Source organism: Pseudomonas lopnurensis (genome assembly GCF_015070855.1).
GTDB lineage: Bacteria > Pseudomonadota > Gammaproteobacteria > Pseudomonadales > Pseudomonadaceae > Stutzerimonas > Stutzerimonas lopnurensis.
Genome location: NZ_JADDIX010000008.1, coordinates 81,226 through 98,470, shown reverse-complemented (window position 1 = coordinate 98,470; position 17,245 = coordinate 81,226). Strand labels below are relative to the sequence as shown.

Sequence of the window (17,245 nt, the reverse complement as noted above, 5' to 3'; positions counted from 1 at the left end):
CCGGCTGGTCATTCCGGGTCGGCGAGCACGGCACGGTTGCGCCCGCGCTCGGGAAAGAACAGGCGCTGCAATTCCATGCCCGGCTGCTCGGCACGCATGAAGGCCTCACCCACCAGAAACGCATAGACCTGGTTGATTTCCATCAGCTCGACGTCCGCGCGATTGAGTATGCCACTCTCGGTCACCACCAGGCGGTCCCGGGGAATCCGTGGCAGCAGGTCCAGCGTGGTTTCCAGGCTGACCTCGAAGGTGTGCAGGTTGCGATTGTTGATGCCCACCAGCGGCGTTTCCAGGCGCAGCGCCCGCTCCAGCTCGTCACCGTCATGAACCTCGACCAGCACGTCCAGCCCTTGTTCCTTGGCCACCGCGGCCAGCTCGTGCATGCGCGCATCGTCCAGCGCGGCGACGATCAGCAGGATGCAGTCGGCGCCCAGCGCCCGCGCCTCGACCACCTGGTAGGGATCGACCATGAAATCCTTGCGGATCACCGGCAACGAGCAGGCCGCACGGGCCTGCTGCAGGTAGGCGTCGGCGCCCTGGAAGAAATCGATATCGGTCAGCACCGACAGACAGGCGGCACCGCCGGCCTCGTAGCTGGCAGCGATCTCGGCCGGATGGAAGGGATCGCGGATCACGCCCTTGCTCGGCGAAGCCTTCTTCACCTCGGCGATCACTGCCGCTTCCTTGTTGCGCACACGCTGCTCGAGCGCCCTGGCGAAGCCGCGCAGCGGGTCGGCGACGGCCGCACGCTGCTCCAGTTCCGCCAGCCCGACGCGGCTGCGTCGCTCGGCAACCTCCTCGAACTTGCGTGCGATGATCTTCTCCAGCACGGTCGGCACGCTCATTGCTGATTCTCCTGGCGGAACACGGCGGTGAAGGAAACCAGTTCTTCCAGCTTGTCCCGGGCGAGGCCGGTGCACAGGGCATCATGCGCCATTTCGATTCCTTGCTTCAGGCTCGCCGCCACGTCGGCGGCATACAACGCGGCGCCGGCGTTGAGTACGATCATTTCGGCGGCCTTCTGGCCATTTTCGGTCTGCCGGCGACCCAGCGCATCGCGGATCAGTGTCAGCGAACCCTGGGCATCGTCCACGTTGAGCCCGATCAGGCTCTGGCTCTTGATGCCGAAGTCCTCCGGCTGGATGCTGTATTCGCGGATTTCGCCGTCCTTCAGCTCGGCCACGAACGTCGGTGCGGCCAGGCTGATCTCGTCCAGCCCGTCCTGCGCGTGCACCACCAGCACATGCTTGCTGCCCAGCCGCGCCAGCACCTCGGCCATCGGCCGGCACAGCGCCTTGCTGAACACGCCGAGCACCTGGTGCCTGACCCCGGCCGGATTGGCCATCGGCCCGAGGATATTGAACAGGGTACGCAGGCCCAGCTCGCGCCGCGGCCCGGCGGCGAACTTCATCGCGCCATGATGGGCCGGCGCGAACATGAAGCCGACCCCGACGGTATCGACGCTGCGCGCCACCTGCGCCGGCGTCAGGTCGAGATGCACGCCGGCCGCCTCGAGCAGGTCGGCGCTGCCGCTCTTGCCGGAAACCGCCCGGTTGCCGTGCTTGGCCACCTTGCCGCCAGCCGCCGCGACCACGAACGACGCGGCGGTGGAGACGTTGAAAATGTTCATTCCATCGCCGCCGGTGCCACAGGTATCGACCAGCTTGTCGGTCTCGAACAGTACCGGCTCGGCCAGCTCGCGCATCACCTGCACGGCGCCGACGATCTCGTCGATGGTTTCGCTCTTCATGCGCATGCCCATGAGGAAGGCGCCAACCTGTGCGTCGGTACACTGCCCGGTCATGATCTGACGCATGACCGCCTGCATTTCCTCGGTCGTCAGGTCCAGTTGGCCGACGATGCGATTGAGGGCTTCCTTGATGTCCATCAGCGCACGCCTCCGGTCTGCTTCAGAAAATTGGCGAACAGCTCGTGGCCCTGTTCGGTCAGGATCGATTCGGGATGGAACTGTACGCCCTCGACATTCAGCGTCCGGTGCCGCAGCCCCATGATCTCGTCGACCGAGCCGTCGTCCAGGCGGGTCCAGGCGGTGATCTCCAGGCAGTCGGGCAGCGTTTCGCGCTTGACCACCAGCGAGTGGTAGCGGGTGACGGTGAGTGGATTGTTCAGGCCGGCGAACACGCCCTGATCGTGGTGGAACACCGGACTGGTCTTGCCGTGCATCGCCTGACGCGCGCGCACCACGTCGCCGCCGAAGGCCTGGCCGATGCTCTGGTGGCCCAGACAGACACCGAGAATCGGCAGCTTGCCGGCGAAATGGCGGATCAGGTCCAGCGAAACGCCCGCCTCGTTCGGCGTGCAGGGACCGGGCGAGACGACGATGCGCTCGGGGTTCAGCGCCTCGATCTCGGCCACGCTCAGCTCGTCGTTGCGCACCACCTTCACCTCGGCACCCAGTTCGCCGAGATACTGCACGACGTTGTAGGTGAAGGAATCGTAGTTATCCAGCATCAGCAGCATGATCAGACCTCCTGCTCGTCGCGCTCGGCGAGGGCCACCGCGCGGAACATGGCGCGGCGTTTGTTCAGCGTTTCTTCCCACTCGAGCGCCGGCTGCGAATCGGCGACGATGCCGGCACCGGCCTGCACGTGCAGCTCGCCGTCCTTGATTACCGCGGTACGGATGGCGATGGCCGTGTCCATGTTGCCGTTCCAGGCGAGATAGCCCACGGCGCCGCCATAGACGCCGCGCTTGACCGGCTCCAGCTCGTCGATGATTTCCATGGCGCGGATCTTCGGCGCGCCGGAGAGCGTGCCGGCCGGCAGGATCGCACGCAGCGCATCCATGGCCGACAGCGGCGCCTTCAGTTGGCCGGTGACGTTGGAGACGATGTGCATGACGTTGGAATAACGCTCGATGACCATCTTCTCGGTGACCTTCACCGATCCGGTCTCGGCCACGCGGCCGACGTCGTTGCGGCCCAGGTCGATCAGCATCAGGTGCTCGGCCAGCTCCTTGGTGTCCGACAGCAGATCCTGCTCCAGCGCCAGATCGGCCTCCTCGCTGGCGCCGCGCGGGCGCGTGCCGGCGATCGGTCGCACCGTGACCAGGCCCTCCTCGACCCGCACCAATACTTCCGGCGACGAACCCACCACGTGGAAATCGCCGAAATTGAAGAAGTACATGTAGGGCGTCGGGTTGAAGCAGCGCAACGCACGGTAGAGATCGATGGGCGCCGCGCGGAACGGGATCGACATGCGCTGCGAGATGACCACCTGCATGCAGTCGCCGGCGAGGATGTAGTCCTTGATGCGCCGCACCGCCTGCTCGAAATCCGCGTGGCTGAAACTGGAGCGGAAGGCCGGCTCGGCCCCCGGACCGGCTTCGAAATCCAGGCCCAGGCGCGGTGCGATCGCTTGCCGCAAGCGCTGGCGCAGCTGGCGCAGATAGGCCTGGCCCTCGTCGTAGGCATTCTCCGCGGCCGGATCGACCAGCACGATGCAGTGCAACTTGCCAGCCAGGTTGTCGAATACCACCAGCGCATCGGACACCATCAGCAGGATGTCCGGCGTGCCCAGCGGATCGGGATTCGGACAGTGGGCCAGCTTGCGCTCGACGTAGCGGACACTGTCGTAGCCGAAATAGCCCACCAGCCCGCCGTTGAAGCGCGGCAGCCCGGCCACCGGCGCGACGCGGTAGCGCTGCTTGAAGGCTTCGACGAAGGCCAATGGATCATCGGTCTCGCAGCATTCCGTCTCGACGCCATCGACCGTGACGCGCACCACGTGGTCATGCGCTCGCAGCACGGTGCGGCACGGCAAGCCGATGATCGAGTAGCGCCCCCATTTCTCGCCGCCCTGCACGGATTCCAGTAGATAGGTATTGGGCGCATCGGCCAGCTTCAGGTAGAGCGACAGCGGCGTATCGAAGTCGGCCAGCGTTTCGAACGACAGCGGGATACGGTTGTGGCCATCTGCGGCCAGACGCAGGAATTCTTCGCGGGTCATGTCAGCCTCGTGGTCTGAGGAGGTTACGAACAAAACGGCAAACGTACCGGCACAGCCGGCAGGGGAACGTCAGGCGCGCCAGCGCCAGCGGGCCAGGGCCTTGATGACCTTCATCCATTGTTTGCGGGTAATCACCACGAGCTGATCTCTTCGGCGGGGCAAAAAGAGTCCGGCCACACTAGCGCAGCCCCGAATCCGAAGCAACCAGCAGACGCAGGTCGTCCAGCACCAGATCCGGCTGCTCCTCGGCAATCGGCCGGCCATGGTTGTAGCCATAGCTGACTGCGACGCAGCGCACCCCGGCCGCCCGCGCGGCCTGCACGTCGTTGCGCGAGTCGCCGATGAACAGCGACTCGCTCGCGGTGCCGCCGGCCTTGTCCATCACCCAGAACAACGCCGCCGGATCGGGTTTCTGCCGAGGCAGCGTGTCGCCACCGACCAGCCAGCCGAAATAACCGCCCAGCCCCTTTTCCTCGAGCAGCGGTGCGACGAACTGCGACGGCTTGTTGGTGATCACCGCCAGGCCGATCTTGCGCGCGGCGAGCCAGTCCAGGCATTCGCGCACGCCCGGGTAGACTCGGGTGAGGGCATGGCCACCGGCATAGGCCTGCATGAACAGCGCCAGCGCCACCTCGGCCTCGTCCTCGTCGATGCCGGCATGCTCGTACTGCCCGGCCAGGGCGCGGCGCACCAGTATCCGCGAGCCGTTGCCGACCCAGTCGCGCACCCGCTCGATCCCGGCCGGCGCGCGGCCCAGTTGCAGCAGCGTGGCGTCCACGGCAGCGGCCAGGTCCGGCACGGAATCCATCAGCGTGCCGTCCAGATCGAACATCACCAGGCGCGGCAAGGCGCCTTCGAAAAGCCGTTCCAGCGCCGTCATGAGCGAACCCGGGCCAGCTCGCTGCGCATGGCGTCGATCACCGCCTTGTAGTCGGGCTGGCCGAAGATCGCCGAGCCGGCGACGAAGGTGTCGGCACCGGCCGCGGCGATCTCGCCGATGTTCCTGGCATTCACGCCGCCATCGATCTCCAGGCGGATGTCGCGACCACTGGCATCGATCAGCGCGCGCGCCTCGCGCAGCTTGTCGAGGGTACCGGGAATGAATTTCTGCCCGCCGAAGCCCGGGTTGACACTCATCAGCAGCACCATATCGACCTTGTCCATGACGTATTTCAGTACGTCCAGCGGCGTCGCCGGGTTGAACACCAGGCCGGCCTTGGCGCCACCGTCGCGGATCAGCTGCAGCGAGCGGTCGATGTGCTCGGAGGCCTCGGGATGGAAGGTGATGTAGCTGGCGCCGGCGTCGAGGAAATCACCGATGATGCGATCCACCGGCTTGACCATCAGGTGCACGTCGATCGGCGCGCCGATGCCGTACTTGCGCAGCGCCGCGCAGACCATCGGGCCGATGGTCAGATTGGGCACGTAGTGATTGTCCATCACGTCGAAGTGGACGATATCCGCGCCGGCGGCGAGGACCTTGTCGACCTCCTCGCCCAGCCGGGCGAAGTCGGCGGAGAGGATGGACGGGGCGATGGCGAACGGCTGCATGGCGCACCTCTGGCGACGTAAAACACGAGCCGGCTAGTGTAACCGAGCCCGGCCCGCGGCGGGGTGACGTCTGGCCAGATGCCGCGGCGGCAGCTAGGCTGGCGATCTGCCAAGGAGTCTGTCGATGTCGTTGAAGATACTGGTTGGCACGCTGGCACTGCTCGTGCCGCTCGGTGCCTGGGCCGAAGAAACCGGCACGCAGAGCGCCCCCGATACAGCACCCGACGCCCCCGTTGCCGTGCGCCCGGCGCTGGCCGAGCGCAGCGCCCTGGAAGCCCAGGAGCTGGCGCGCAGGCTGCCGCAGCAGGCGGTGCCGCTGCAGGCCGGCGACGAGCGTTTCGTCGCGCTCCACCTTCCCGCCAACGACGGCCAGCCCAAGGGCCTGGTGATCCTGCTGCCCGGCAACGGTGAAAACGCCGATTGGCCGCTCGTCATCGGCCCGCTGCGCAAGCGCTTGCCGGATGCCGGCTGGCACACGCTCAGCCTGAGCATGCCGGACGCCGACGAGCCTCTGCCCGGCCGAGCGACCGCTGCCGAAGCGGCGCCCGAAACCGCGCCTCCCGCGGACACCGAAGCCGACGCGCCTCAAGCAGCGGGAAACCTCCCGGACAGCCCGCCAAGCGAAGCAGGCTATCTACCTGCCGAGACAGCCGACCCGCTCGATGAAGAGCCGGAGCCGGCCGTCGAGCCCGAACCGACAGAACCGCCCCCCGGCCAAGCCGAGCGGATCAGCGCACGTATAGACAGTGCGCTGGCCTTCGCCCGCCAGCAGCAAGCCGCGACCATCGTCCTGCTGGGGCACGGCACCGGCGCCTACTGGGCGGCCCGCTACCTTCAAGAACGGGCCCCGGCGGATATCAGGCAGCTGCTGATGGTGCAGGTGCGAGCGCCAGCGAACCAGGAACCCTCGCTGGAACAACTGCTCGGCGAACTCCGGCTGGCCACCGGCGACTTCTATTTCGAGGATCGCGGCCCGGCACGCGCGGCGGCACGCGAGCGGCTCAACACGAGCCGCCGGCTACGCCACCCGGACTATCGCCAGGTCGCCCTGCAGGCGCTGCCGGCGGATCGCGCCAGTGAACAGGAGCTGCTCTATCGCCGCATCCGCGGCTGGCTGGCGAGGCAGCTGCAGCCCTGAGCGACGCTCAGCGAAAACCGCGCCGTTCACGGATCAGCGCATAGGCGCTGTGCAGTTCGCGGGTGCGTTCAGTGGCCTCGCGCACCTGGGCCGCGCTCGCCCCGGCGCCGGCCTGCTTGTCGGGATGGTGCTTGCTGAGCAAGCGCCGATAGGCGCGCTTGATCAGTTGCGGATCGGTGTCCTGGCGTACCCCCAGCAGACTCAGCGCCTGTTCGTAGGCACCGCCGCGGCCGGCAGGGGGCTCGTGGCGGCGAGTCGCGCCCTGGTCGAGCGCGGCCACCGCCGCCGCATCCCAGCCCATCCATTTACCCCAGAGCAATACCAGCTCATGCTCGCGGGAGCCCATGCGGCCTTCGGCGCGCACCATGCTCCAGCAGGCCTGGAGGATTCGCCGGCTTTCATCACGGCGCCCGCGCAGGCGCTGCAGTGGTACACGCAGCCCGTCGCCGCTGACCTTGCCGCGATTGAACGCCTCGATGGCGGCGCGCTGCGCCGGCCCGTCGAGCCGCTGCCGATGCATCTCGACGCGCGCGACCTGGATGTGCGCCGGGCTGACCCGACCACTGCTCTTGGCCAGCCGCCCCAGCAGCAAGAACAGCAGCTCGTTGCCCTGCAGCGCAGGCTTGCCCGCCAGACGTTCGCGCAGGCTGGCCCAGGTATCGAGCCCCAGCCGGCGATCCAGCACCTGCCCCAGCAGCCCGCCGAGCAAGGCGCCGGGGATGCTCGCCAGAAGCCAGCCGATCAAGACACCCAGCAACGTGATGGGCCAGAACATTCAGCGTCGCGCCTCCAGAATCCGCTCGACCTCGGCCAGGCGCTCATGGGTGCCGACGTCCACCCAGGTGCCCGCGTAGCGCTCGCCGCTCACCTCCCCCGTCGCCATCGCCCGACGCAGCAGCGGCGCCAGCTTGAAGGCGCCAGCCTGGCAGCCTTCGAACAGGCCGGGATGCAATACCGCCATGCCGCTATAGGTCAGCCCGCCGGCCTGGCCAAGCTGCGTGACGGCGCCGCCCACGAGATGAAAATCACCGCCCGGGTTGTGCTGCGGATTGTCGACCAGTACCAGGTGCGCCAATCCCGCCAGCGGACGACGCAGCCGCGCGAAGTCGTAATCGGTCCAGATGTCGCCGTTCACCACCATGAAGGGCTCGCCGCCGAGCAACCCCAGCGCGCGCTGAATACCGCCGCCGGTCTCCAGCGGCTCGCCCTCCGCCGAATAGCGAATCCGCACACCGAAGCGCGCGCCGTCGCCGAGGTAATCCTCGATCTGTTGCCCGAGCCAGGCGTGATTGATCACCACGTCCTTGTACCCCGCCGCGGCCAGGCCGCGAACGTGATACTCGATCAGCGGCACACCACCGGCGCGCACCAGCGGCTTGGGCGTATGCAGGGTCAAGGGGCGCAAGCGTTCACCCTTGCCCGCGGCGAGGATCATCGCCTTCATGGCCGCACCTCCTGCGCCAGCTCGTCCAGCAGGCGCTGCAGTTCGGCCAGTTCCGGCCGCCGCGCCAGCACCGCCCGGATGTAGTCGAAGAACCGCGGCACGTCGGCCAGATAGCGCGGCTTGCCGTCGCGGTGACAGATCCGCGCGAAGATGCCGATCACCTTCAGGTGGCGCTGCACGCCCATCAGGTCGCTGGCACGCAGGAATTCGTCGAGCGAGCCGGGCAGCGCCACGCCCGCCGCGCGCGCCTTGTGCCAGTAGCCCTCCAGCCAGCCCCGCACCTGCTCTTCGGGCCAACTGAGGAAGGCATCCTTGAACAGTGAAGTGATGTCGTAGGTAACCGGACCGAGCACCGCATCCTGGAAATCCAGCACGCCGGGATTGGGCTCACTGAGCATCAGATTGCGCGGCATGTAGTCGCGATGCACCAGCACCTGCGGCTGCGCCAGCGCCGAATCGATCAGCAGCCGGCAGATCCGCGCCCAGGCCGCCTGCTGCGCCTCGCTGAATTCGCAGCCCAGATGACGCTGCACGTACCATTCGGGAAACAATTGCAGTTCGCGACGCAACAGGGCCTCGTCATAGACAGGCATGGCCTGCGTGACCGGATGCGTCTGGAATTTCAGCAGCGCATCGATGGCATCGCCGAACAGCCGCTCGGCGTTGTCCCGGTCGATCACATCGAGGTACGTCTGGCGGCCCAGATCGGTCAGCAACAGGAAGCCGCGCTCGAGATCGGCGGCCAGCACCTGCGGCACGTGCACTCCGGCGGCACCCAGCATCTGCGCGACCTTGACGAAGGGCCGACAGTCTTCCTGGGGCGGCGGCGCATCCATGACGATCAGGCTGCGCGTCCCGCCCTGCCAGCGGAAATAGCGGCGAAAACTGGCGTCGCTGCTCGCGGCGGTCAGTTGCGCGGCCGGCACTTCGCCCCAGCCGCAGCGGGCGAAAAGCTCGGGCAGTCGTTGCTCCAGCCAGGCGCTGACGTCCAGCAGGCGTTGATCTTGATGCGGCATCCAGGGGTCTCCATGGCGCTAGCCGATAGGCGGGTCATGCTTTATTATCCTGCATCTTTCTCAGCCCATCGAGAGGCGTGCGGCCCAGCCGGCCGATGGCTCGCCGCAAGCACGGACCAAAAAACAAGATGGCAGTCAAATACCCCGCGTTTCGTAGAAAATTCCCCCTACTGGTTACTGGCGGTTTGCTTGCATTGCAACCGGTAGCTGTACCTTTTGTCGTGGCAGCCGAACAGTTCGCTTGCCAGCCCGACGCGTCGGGCAGCTGGAATTGCGCAGCCAATGCCGCCAGTCCCGATCTGCCGCCGCGCCCGGCGCACAGCGGCAGCGCCGTCAGCACGTCGGGCGCAGCCCGGCCGGCGACGACGACCAAGGCCGACGCGCCGTCCGCCAGCACCAGGCTGGTCACCGAGAGCAAGGGCCGCGCCCTGGCCTCGCGCAGTGCCGACTACAGCCACCTCGACTGGGTCCCGCGCGATCAACTGACCTCAGCCCAGCTCGCCGAAACCGGCCCCTATTGTTCCGGCACCTATGTCGAACCGGACCGTCCCGGCAAATTCGACGACACCCCGATGAGCGAAGCGCCGACCTACGTCTCGGCCAAGGCCACGCGCTACGAGCAGGAACAGGAGATCGCCACCCTGGCCGGGGATGTGGTTCTGCGCCAGGGCAGCATCCAGGTCGAGGCCGACGAAGGTAGCCTGCACCAGCTGGAGAATCGCGGCGAACTGACCGGCAACGTGCGCTTGCGCGACCGCGATGCGCTGCTGGTCGGCGATCGCGCGGAAATCTTCCTCGACAGCGGCGAAGCCAAGGTCGAGAACGCCGAGTACGTGGTGCACTCCGGAAGGGTCCGCGGCAGCGCGCAGTACGCCAAGCGCGAGGAAACCGCGATCATCCGCCTCAAGGACGGCACCTACACCAGTTGCGAGCCGGGCGAGAACAGCTGGCACCTGAAGGGCAACAACGTCACGCTGAACCCCGCCACCGGCTTCGGTTCGGCCACCAACGTCACGCTGCGGGTCAAGGATATTCCGGTGTTCTACACACCCTATATCCACTTCCCCATCGATGACCGGCGCCAGTCCGGCTTTCTCGCACCGAGCATCGGCTCGTCGAGCGACACCGGCCTCTCGCTGCAGACGCCCTACTACTTCAACCTGGCGCCGAATTTCGATGCCACGCTGTACCCGCACCTGATGACCGACCGCGGGCTGCTGATGGAAGGCGAGTTCCGCTACCTCACCCGCAGCAGCGAAGGCCAGTTCGGCGCGGCCTACCTGGACGACAGCAACGACGACCGCGAGCTGCAATCCGAATACGAAGACCAGCGCTGGATGTACAGCTGGCAGAATCGCACCGGCCTGGACTCGCGCTGGCTCGCCGAAGTCGACTACACCGACATCAGTGACCCCTACTATTTCCAGGATCTGGACACCAACCTGGGCATCGACCAGCCGGACCATCTCGATCAGCGCGGCACCCTGACCTATCGCGGCGACAGCTACACCGCCCGCCTGAACGTACACGCCTACGAGCGCGCCACCGTCGCCGACATCACCCCCTACGAGCGGCTGCCGCAACTGACCCTGGACGGGCGCCTGCCCTTCCAGCCGGGCGGGCTGAACTTCGCCTACAAGACCGAGTTCGTCAGCTTCCAGCGCAGCCTGCGCAGTGGCTTCTTTACCGATGAAGATGGAAACACCGGCCAGCCCGAGCATCGCTGGTATGACGATCGCCTGCGCGGCCTGACCCGTGCCGAAGGCGAGCGTGTGCACCTCGAGCCTGGCGTCAGCCTTCCGCTGAACTGGTCGTGGGGCTTCCTCAAGCCATCGATCAAATACGCCTACACCCAGTACGATCTCGACCTCGATTCCCGCGGACGTGATCCGGCATTTGGCGGTGTCACGGACTTTACGCGGTCGCCAGATCGCAGCGTGCCGATCTTCAGCGTCGACAGCGGCCTGTATTTCGACCGCGCCACCCAATGGTTCGGCAAGGACTACAACCAGACGCTCGAACCCCGGCTGTTCTATCTCTACGTACCGGAAGAGGATCAGGACGACATCCCGATCTTCGATACCGGCGAAAGCAGTTTCAGCTACTCCTCGCTGTGGCGCGAAAATCGCTTCTCAGGCAAGGACCGCATCGGCGACGCCAACCAGGTGTCCCTCGGCGTGACCAGTCGCTGGGTCGAGCCCAATGGCTTCGAGCGCCAACGTCTGAGCATCGGTCAGGCCTTCTATTTCGAAGACCGCAAGGTCCAGTTGCGGGGCATCGACTACCGTACCCGCTCCAACGCAACCTCGTCGGTTTCCCCCTACGCCCTGGAGTACATGTACCGCTACAACCGCGACTGGCGCTTCACGTCCACCTTCAACTGGGACCCGGACGCCCACAGCACCCGCTCCGGCAGCGCCATGTGGCACTACCAGCCCGCCGACAACCCGGGCAAGATCGTCAACGTCGGCTATCGCTATCGCAACGACACCATGCGCTTCGACCAGGCGACCGGTGAGTGGACCTATGGCGGTGACTACGGTACGCCCGGATCGCCCGAATACATCAAGGACTACTACAAGATCGACCAGCACGACTTCTCCGTCATCTGGCCGATCGTCCCGCAATGGAGCGTCATCGCCCGCTGGCAGCATGACTACAGCCGCAGCCGTACCCTGGAAGCCTTCGGCGGCTTCGAGTACGACAGCTGCTGCTGGAAGCTGCGCCTGATCAACCGCTACTGGATCGACTACGACGAAACCAGTCTCAACCCCGACCGCAACGATGAGCCGGACCAAGGCATCTTCCTGCAGATCGTCCTCAAGGGACTCGGCGGCGTAGTCGGCAATGCGACCGAAACTTTCCTCGACGAAGGCATCCAAGGTTACCGTGAACGTGAAGATCAAGCTTTCTGAAGTACTGCGCCCGCTCGCGCTCGGCGCCCTGCTGCTGAGCGGTGCGACCCTCGCGCCCGCCGCCCTTGCCCAGGTCCAGCCGCTGAACCGCGTGGTGGCCATCGTCGATAACGACGTCATCATGCAGAGCCAGTTGGACCAGCGGATACGCGAGGTGCAGCAGACCATCGACAAGCGCGGCGCCGATGCGCCACCGATGGACGTGCTGCAGCAGCAGGTGCTGGAGCGCCTGATCACCGAGAACCTGCAGCTACAGATCGGCGAACGCTCGGGGATTCGCATTTCCGACGAAGAGCTCAACCAGGCGATGGGCACCATCGCCCAGCGCAACAACATGACCCTGGAGCAATTTCGCGACGCCCTGACCCGCGACGGCCTGAGCCTGGAAACCGCCCGCGAGCAGATCCGCCGCGAGATGATCATCAGCCGCGTGCGCCAGCGCCGGATCGCCGAACGCGTCCAGGTATCCAACCAGGAGGTGCAGAACTTCCTCGCCTCCGACCTCGGCAAGCTGCAACTCTCCGAGGAGTACCACCTGGCCAATATCCTCATCGCCGTGCCGGAAGCCGCCGACTCGGCCACCATCCAGGACGCCGAGCGCCTGGCCATGGACACCTACCAGCAGTTGCAGCAAGGCGCCGATTTCGCCCGCCTCGCGGTCTCCCGCTCGGGCAGCGAGAACGCCCTGGAAGGCGGCGACATGGGCTGGCGCAAGGCGGCGCAATTGCCACCGCCCTTCGACACCCAGGTCCGCGAACTGACTGTTGGCGAGGTGACCCAGCCGGTGCGCACGCCGCCGGGCTTCATCATGCTCAAGCTGCTGGACAAGCGCGGCGGCGAGACCCAGGTCCGCGACGAGGTGCATGTCCGCCACATCCTGATCAAGCCCAGCGCGATCCGCAGCGACGACGAAGCGCGGCTGCTGGTGCAGCGCCTGCGCGACCGCATCGACGCCGGCGAGGACTTCGCCCAACTGGCCAAGAGCTTTTCCGAGGATCCGGGCTCGGCCCTCAACGGCGGCGACCTGAACTGGATCGACCCCGCCTCGCTGGTGCCCGAGTTCCGTGAAGTCATGGCCAACTCGACGAGCGGCGAGCTGTCTCAAGTCTTCAGGTCGCCCTACGGCTGGCACATCCTGGAGGTTCTGGGCCGTCGCGCCACCGATGCCAGCGAGGAGTTCCGCGAGCAACAGGCCCTGAGCCTGCTGCGCAATCGCAAGTACGACGAAGAACTGCAGGCCTGGCTGCGCCAGATTCGCGACGAAGCCTACGTGGAAATCAAGCTCTAAGCTGGAGAAAAGCGTAGGGTGGATGTCGCTTTTTACATCCACCGCAACTCCGCTCGGTGGATCGATGAAGCGCGATCCACCCTACGAAGCTGCGAGCCAGGATGCGGGGTGTTGGCCGAAGGGTCGCCACCCCGTTTTCATTTCAGGCGGGCAACCGCCGCCCCATGCCGAGAGCACGCCGATGATTGCTTCCCGCCCCTTCGTTCTCACCCCCGGCGAGCCGGCCGGCATCGGCCCCGACCTCTGCCTGCTGCTCGCCCGTACGGCCCAACCGCATACCCTGATCGCCATCGCCAATGCCGACCTGCTCGCCGAGCGGGCCGCCGTGCTTGGCATGGATATCCGACTGCTGCAGGCGACGCCCGACGCCTGGCCGAGCGAACCGGCGCCCGCCGGCAGCCTGTACGTCTGGGACACCCCGCTGCAGGCACCGGTGACGGCGGGTCGGCTGGACCCGCGCAACGCCCCCTATGTACTGGAAACGCTGACCCGCGCCGGCCGTGGCTGCCTCGACGGCGCCTTCGCCGGGATGATCACCGCGCCGGTGCACAAGGGCGTGATCAACGAGGCCGGCATTCCCTTTTCCGGCCATACCGAGTTCCTCGCCGAGCTGACCCATACCGAGCAGGTGGTGATGATGCTCGCCACCCGCGGCCTGCGCGTGGCGCTGGTCACCACGCACCTGCCGCTCAAGGACGTCGCCGCCGCCATCACTAGCGAACGTCTGGAGCGGGTCACGCGCATCCTGCACGCCGATCTCGTCGATAAGTTCGGCATCGCACAGCCGCGCATCCTGGTCTGCGGGCTCAATCCGCATGCCGGCGAGAGCGGTCATCTGGGGCGCGAGGAAATCGAGATCATCGCGCCGACACTCGAGCGGTTGCGCACCGAAGGCATGAACCTGATCGGCCCGTTGCCAGCCGATACGCTATTCACCCCGAAACACCTCGAACACTGCGACGCGGTCCTGGCGATGTACCACGACCAGGGCCTGCCGGTGCTCAAGTACAAGGGCTTCGGCGCCGCGGTCAATGTCACCCTCGGCCTGCCGATCGTACGCACCTCGGTCGACCACGGCACCGCCCTGGACCTCGCCGGCAGCGGCCGGATCGACACCGGCAGCCTGCAGGTCGCGCTGGAAACGGCTTACCAGATGGCGCAAGCCGCAAGCCGCAAGCTTCAAGCCGCAAGCTAAAAGCGATGCCACCACAAGTGTGCCGTCCCCGGGCTCACCTGATAAGCTTCGCTCCTGTCTCTTTTCGCTTTACGCTCTTGCTTTTCGCTTGCAGCTTGAAGCTTGCCGCTTGGAGCTGCCCCTATGCATCAACACCGTGCGCGCAAGCGCTTCGGCCAGAATTTCCTGCACGATGCCGGCGTGATCCATCGCATCCTGCGCGCCATCCATGCCAGGGAAGGCGAGCGCCTGGTCGAGATCGGCCCCGGCCAGGGCGCCCTCACCGAGGGGCTGCTGGACAGCGGCGCGCATCTGGACGTGGTGGAACTGGACCTCGACCTGATCCCGATCCTGCAGAGCAAGTTCGCCGAGCGCGCCAATTTCGCCCTGCACCAGGGCGATGCGCTGAAGTTCGATTTCGCCCGCCTCGGCGAGGAGCCGGCCAGCCTGCGCATCGTCGGCAATCTGCCCTACAACATCTCCACGCCGTTGATCTTCCACCTGCTCGAGCACGCTGGGCTGATCCGCGACATGCACTTCATGCTGCAGAAGGAAGTGGTCGAACGCCTTGCGGCGCAGCCGGGCGGCGGTGACTGGGGACGGTTGTCGATCATGGTGCAGTACCATTGCCGGGTGGAGCATCTGTTCAATGTCGGCCCGGGCGCCTTCAACCCGGCGCCCAAGGTCGACTCGGCCATCGTCCGGCTGGTGCCTCACGACACCCCGCCGCATCCGGCACGCGATCACCGCCAACTGGAGCGCGTCGTGCGTGAAGCCTTCAACCAGCGCCGCAAGACCCTGCGCAATACGCTCAAGGGTCTGCTCGATGCGCAAGCCATCGAGGCCGCCGAAGTGGACGGCAGCCTGCGCCCCGAGCAGTTGGACCTGGCGGCTTTCGTCCGCCTTTCCGATCAACTGGTGGAGCGCAGCTAGGCCGACAGTCCTCACCATCCGCCCCAGCGAGTCCGTGCCCATGTCCGAAGAACAACGCTATCGCATCGATGTCAGCGTCACTCCGCGCTATCTGACCGCGCAGTCGGAGCCGGAACAAAATCGCTACGCCTTTGCCTACACGGTAACCATCGCGAACAATGGCGAGATCGCGGCGCAGTTGCTCTCGCGGCACTGGATCATCACCGATGGCGATGGCCAGGTGCAGGAGGTGCGCGGCGACGGCGTCATCGGCGAACAACCGCTGATCGCACCTGGCGAACACCATGTCTACACCAGCGGAACACTGTTGCCGACCTGTGTCGGCAGCATGCAGGGCAGCTATCAGATGCTGGCGGAGGACGGACACCGCTTCGACGCCATCATTGCACCGTTCCGCCTGGCCGTACCCGGAGCATTGCATTGACCACCTATGCTGTCGGTGACCTGCAGGGTTGCCTCGAACCGCTGAAATGCCTGCTGCAGCGAGTCGATTTCAGCCCGTCGCGCGATTGCCTGTGGCTGGCCGGCGATCTGGTCAACCGCGGCCCGCAATCGCTGGAGGCGCTGCGCTACGTCCGCGACCTCGAAGCGTCCGCCATCACCGTGCTCGGCAACCACGACCTGCACCTGCTGGCCGTGGCGCACGACATCGAGCGCATGCGCAAATCCGACACCCTCAAGCCGATCCTCGCCGCGCCCGACCGCGGCGACCTGATCGACTGGCTGCGCCGGCAGAAGCTCATCCATTACGATGCCGAGCGTCACACCGCGCTGGTGCATGCCGGCATCCCGCCACAGTGGACGCTGGAAAAGGCGCTCCGGCGGGCTGCCGAGGTCGAACAGGCCCTGCAGGACGATGCCCTGCTGATGCCATTTCTCGATGGCATGTACGGCAATCAGCCAGCCAAGTGGAACAAGGAACTGCATGGCGTGCCACGCCTGCGCCTGATCACCAACTATTTCACCCGCATGCGTTTCTGCAAGGCCGACGGCACCCTCGACCTGGAAGCCAAGGAGGGCGTGGACAGCGCACCCGCCGGTTACGCGCCCTGGTTCAGCCATCCGAGCCGCAAGACCCGTAACGTCAAGCTGATCTTCGGCCATTGGGCCGCCCTCGAGGGCCGCTGCGACGAGCCGAACGTCTTCGCGCTGGATACCGGCTGCGTCTGGGGCAATGCGATGACACTGATGAACCTCGACAGCGGCGAGCTGCACCGCTGTCACTGCGACCATGGGAAACCAGTATGACCGACTTCAAACGCATCGCTCCCGAGCAAGCCCAGGCCATGCGCGACACCGGCGCGGTGATCGTCGACATTCGCGATCCACAGAGCTATGCCAGCGGGCATATCGTCGGCTCCGTACACCTGGACAATCATTCGCTGCCGGATTTCATCGCCGCCGCCGATCTCGATCAGCCGCTGATCGTGACCTGCTACCACGGTCACTCGAGCCAGAGCGCCGCGGCCTATCTGGTCAACCAGGGTTTCTCCGACGTCTACAGTCTCGACGGCGGTTTCGAACTCTGGCGCCACACCTACCCCGCACACGTCGAGCACGACGAACAAGCGTAAAAAAATATTTCCCCCCGGTGCCGCGCCAGCCGCGGCCTGAAGGCCGTCGTCAGCCGAACGGCAGGTCCTAAATGCCTTCCCTCCCCTTGATCTCGCCGAATCCGAACTATCCTTGAGTTAAGGCCATCCAATGCATGTAAGCCGGGAAACGGCTACCGGAATTCAGGGTTTCGACCATTAGGTGTTCGGGGGAACTCCACTGGCCGCCACTTCGGCCGGGCTCCAGGATGCCTGATGACACGCC

At 66.0% G+C, this 17,245-nt stretch carries 17 protein-coding genes; 8 read left to right on the top strand and 9 right to left on the bottom strand.

Features of this window, described 5'->3' with window-relative positions; all coding sequences use genetic code 11:
* Positions 1–8 precede the first annotated feature (8 nt).
* The 6 genes from trpC to rpe form a co-directional block, all read right to left on the bottom strand.
* Positions 9–845, bottom strand: a complete 837-nt coding sequence (trpC, locus tag IN820_RS01705) for an indole-3-glycerol phosphate synthase TrpC (protein WP_193679318.1) — start codon at positions 843–845, stop codon at positions 9–11.
* Positions 842–1,888: an anthranilate phosphoribosyltransferase gene (trpD, locus tag IN820_RS01700; protein WP_193679317.1), complete on the bottom strand. Its 1,047-nt coding sequence runs from the start codon at positions 1,886–1,888 to the stop codon at positions 842–844. The genes trpC and trpD overlap by 4 nt, the downstream gene beginning before the upstream one ends.
* Positions 1,888–2,481: an aminodeoxychorismate/anthranilate synthase component II gene (locus tag IN820_RS01695; RefSeq protein ID WP_193679316.1), complete on the bottom strand. Its 594-nt coding sequence runs from the start codon at positions 2,479–2,481 to the stop codon at positions 1,888–1,890. The genes trpD and IN820_RS01695 overlap by 1 nt, the downstream gene beginning before the upstream one ends.
* Positions 2,482–2,483: 2 nt before the next feature.
* A complete protein-coding gene (trpE, locus tag IN820_RS01690) occupies positions 2,484–3,968 on the bottom strand; it encodes an anthranilate synthase component I (RefSeq protein ID WP_193679315.1) in 1,485 nt (494 codons plus the stop codon).
* 178 nt (positions 3,969–4,146) lie between these two features.
* A complete protein-coding gene (locus IN820_RS01685) occupies positions 4,147–4,848 on the bottom strand; it encodes a phosphoglycolate phosphatase (RefSeq protein ID WP_408005179.1) in 702 nt (233 codons plus the stop codon).
* Positions 4,845–5,519 carry a ribulose-phosphate 3-epimerase gene (rpe, locus tag IN820_RS01680; protein ID WP_193679314.1) on the bottom strand — a complete coding sequence of 225 codons (675 nt, stop codon included), beginning with the start codon at positions 5,517–5,519 and terminating at the stop codon, positions 4,845–4,847. The genes IN820_RS01685 and rpe overlap by 4 nt, the downstream gene beginning before the upstream one ends.
* Before the next feature lie 124 nt (positions 5,520–5,643).
* On the opposite strand from rpe, the gene IN820_RS01675 reads away from it, so the two are divergent.
* Positions 5,644–6,657 carry an alpha/beta hydrolase family protein gene (locus IN820_RS01675; protein WP_193679313.1) on the top strand — a complete coding sequence of 338 codons (1,014 nt, stop codon included), beginning with the start codon at positions 5,644–5,646 and terminating at the stop codon, positions 6,655–6,657.
* Between the two features lie 7 nt (positions 6,658–6,664).
* Here the strand turns inward: IN820_RS01675 and IN820_RS01670 are convergent, their stop codons facing one another.
* Genes IN820_RS01670 through IN820_RS01660 form a run of 3 tightly spaced genes read right to left on the bottom strand, consistent with a single transcriptional unit; the run spans position 6,665 to position 9,117 of the window.
* On the bottom strand, positions 6,665–7,432 hold the full coding sequence (locus IN820_RS01670) for a DnaJ domain-containing protein (RefSeq protein WP_193679312.1): 768 nt from the start codon (positions 7,430–7,432) through the stop codon (positions 6,665–6,667).
* Positions 7,433–8,101 carry an N-acetylmuramate alpha-1-phosphate uridylyltransferase MurU gene (gene murU / locus IN820_RS01665; protein WP_193679311.1) on the bottom strand — a complete coding sequence of 223 codons (669 nt, stop codon included), beginning with the start codon at positions 8,099–8,101 and terminating at the stop codon, positions 7,433–7,435.
* Positions 8,098–9,117 carry an aminoglycoside phosphotransferase family protein gene (locus tag IN820_RS01660; protein WP_193679310.1) on the bottom strand — a complete coding sequence of 340 codons (1,020 nt, stop codon included), beginning with the start codon at positions 9,115–9,117 and terminating at the stop codon, positions 8,098–8,100. The genes murU and IN820_RS01660 overlap by 4 nt, the downstream gene beginning before the upstream one ends.
* Positions 9,118–9,245: 128 nt before the next feature.
* On the opposite strand from IN820_RS01660, the gene IN820_RS01655 reads away from it, so the two are divergent.
* The 7 genes from IN820_RS01655 to glpE all read left to right on the top strand — a co-directional run bounded on the left by IN820_RS01655 (position 9,246) and on the right by glpE (position 17,001).
* On the top strand, positions 9,246–12,032 hold the full coding sequence (locus tag IN820_RS01655) for an LPS-assembly protein LptD (protein WP_193679309.1): 2,787 nt from the start codon (positions 9,246–9,248) through the stop codon (positions 12,030–12,032).
* The gene (locus IN820_RS01650) at positions 12,013–13,320 is read left to right on the top strand and encodes a peptidylprolyl isomerase (RefSeq protein ID WP_193679308.1); all 1,308 of its coding nucleotides are present in this window, start codon (positions 12,013–12,015) and stop codon (positions 13,318–13,320) included. Before IN820_RS01655 ends, IN820_RS01650 begins: the two co-directional genes overlap by 20 nt.
* Positions 13,321–13,501: 181 nt before the next feature.
* Positions 13,502–14,515, top strand: coding sequence for a 4-hydroxythreonine-4-phosphate dehydrogenase PdxA (gene pdxA, locus IN820_RS01645; RefSeq protein WP_193679307.1), 1,014 nt, complete (start codon positions 13,502–13,504; stop codon positions 14,513–14,515).
* Positions 14,516–14,638: 123 nt separating this feature from the next.
* The gene (gene rsmA, locus IN820_RS01640) at positions 14,639–15,427 is read left to right on the top strand and encodes a 16S rRNA (adenine(1518)-N(6)/adenine(1519)-N(6))-dimethyltransferase RsmA (RefSeq protein ID WP_193679306.1); all 789 of its coding nucleotides are present in this window, start codon (positions 14,639–14,641) and stop codon (positions 15,425–15,427) included.
* A 40-nt stretch (positions 15,428–15,467) separates the two neighbouring features.
* Positions 15,468–15,851, top strand: coding sequence for a Co2+/Mg2+ efflux protein ApaG (apaG, locus tag IN820_RS01635; protein WP_193679305.1), 384 nt, complete (start codon positions 15,468–15,470; stop codon positions 15,849–15,851).
* Entirely contained in the window at positions 15,848–16,675 is an 828-nt protein-coding gene (locus IN820_RS01630) for a symmetrical bis(5'-nucleosyl)-tetraphosphatase (protein ID WP_193679304.1), read from the top strand. Before apaG ends, IN820_RS01630 begins: the two co-directional genes overlap by 4 nt.
* Complete coding sequence (gene glpE / locus IN820_RS01625; protein WP_193679303.1) at positions 16,672–17,001, top strand: thiosulfate sulfurtransferase GlpE; 330 nt, start codon at positions 16,672–16,674, stop codon at positions 16,999–17,001. The genes IN820_RS01630 and glpE overlap by 4 nt, the downstream gene beginning before the upstream one ends.
* The last annotated feature ends 244 nt before the right edge of the window (positions 17,002–17,245 follow it).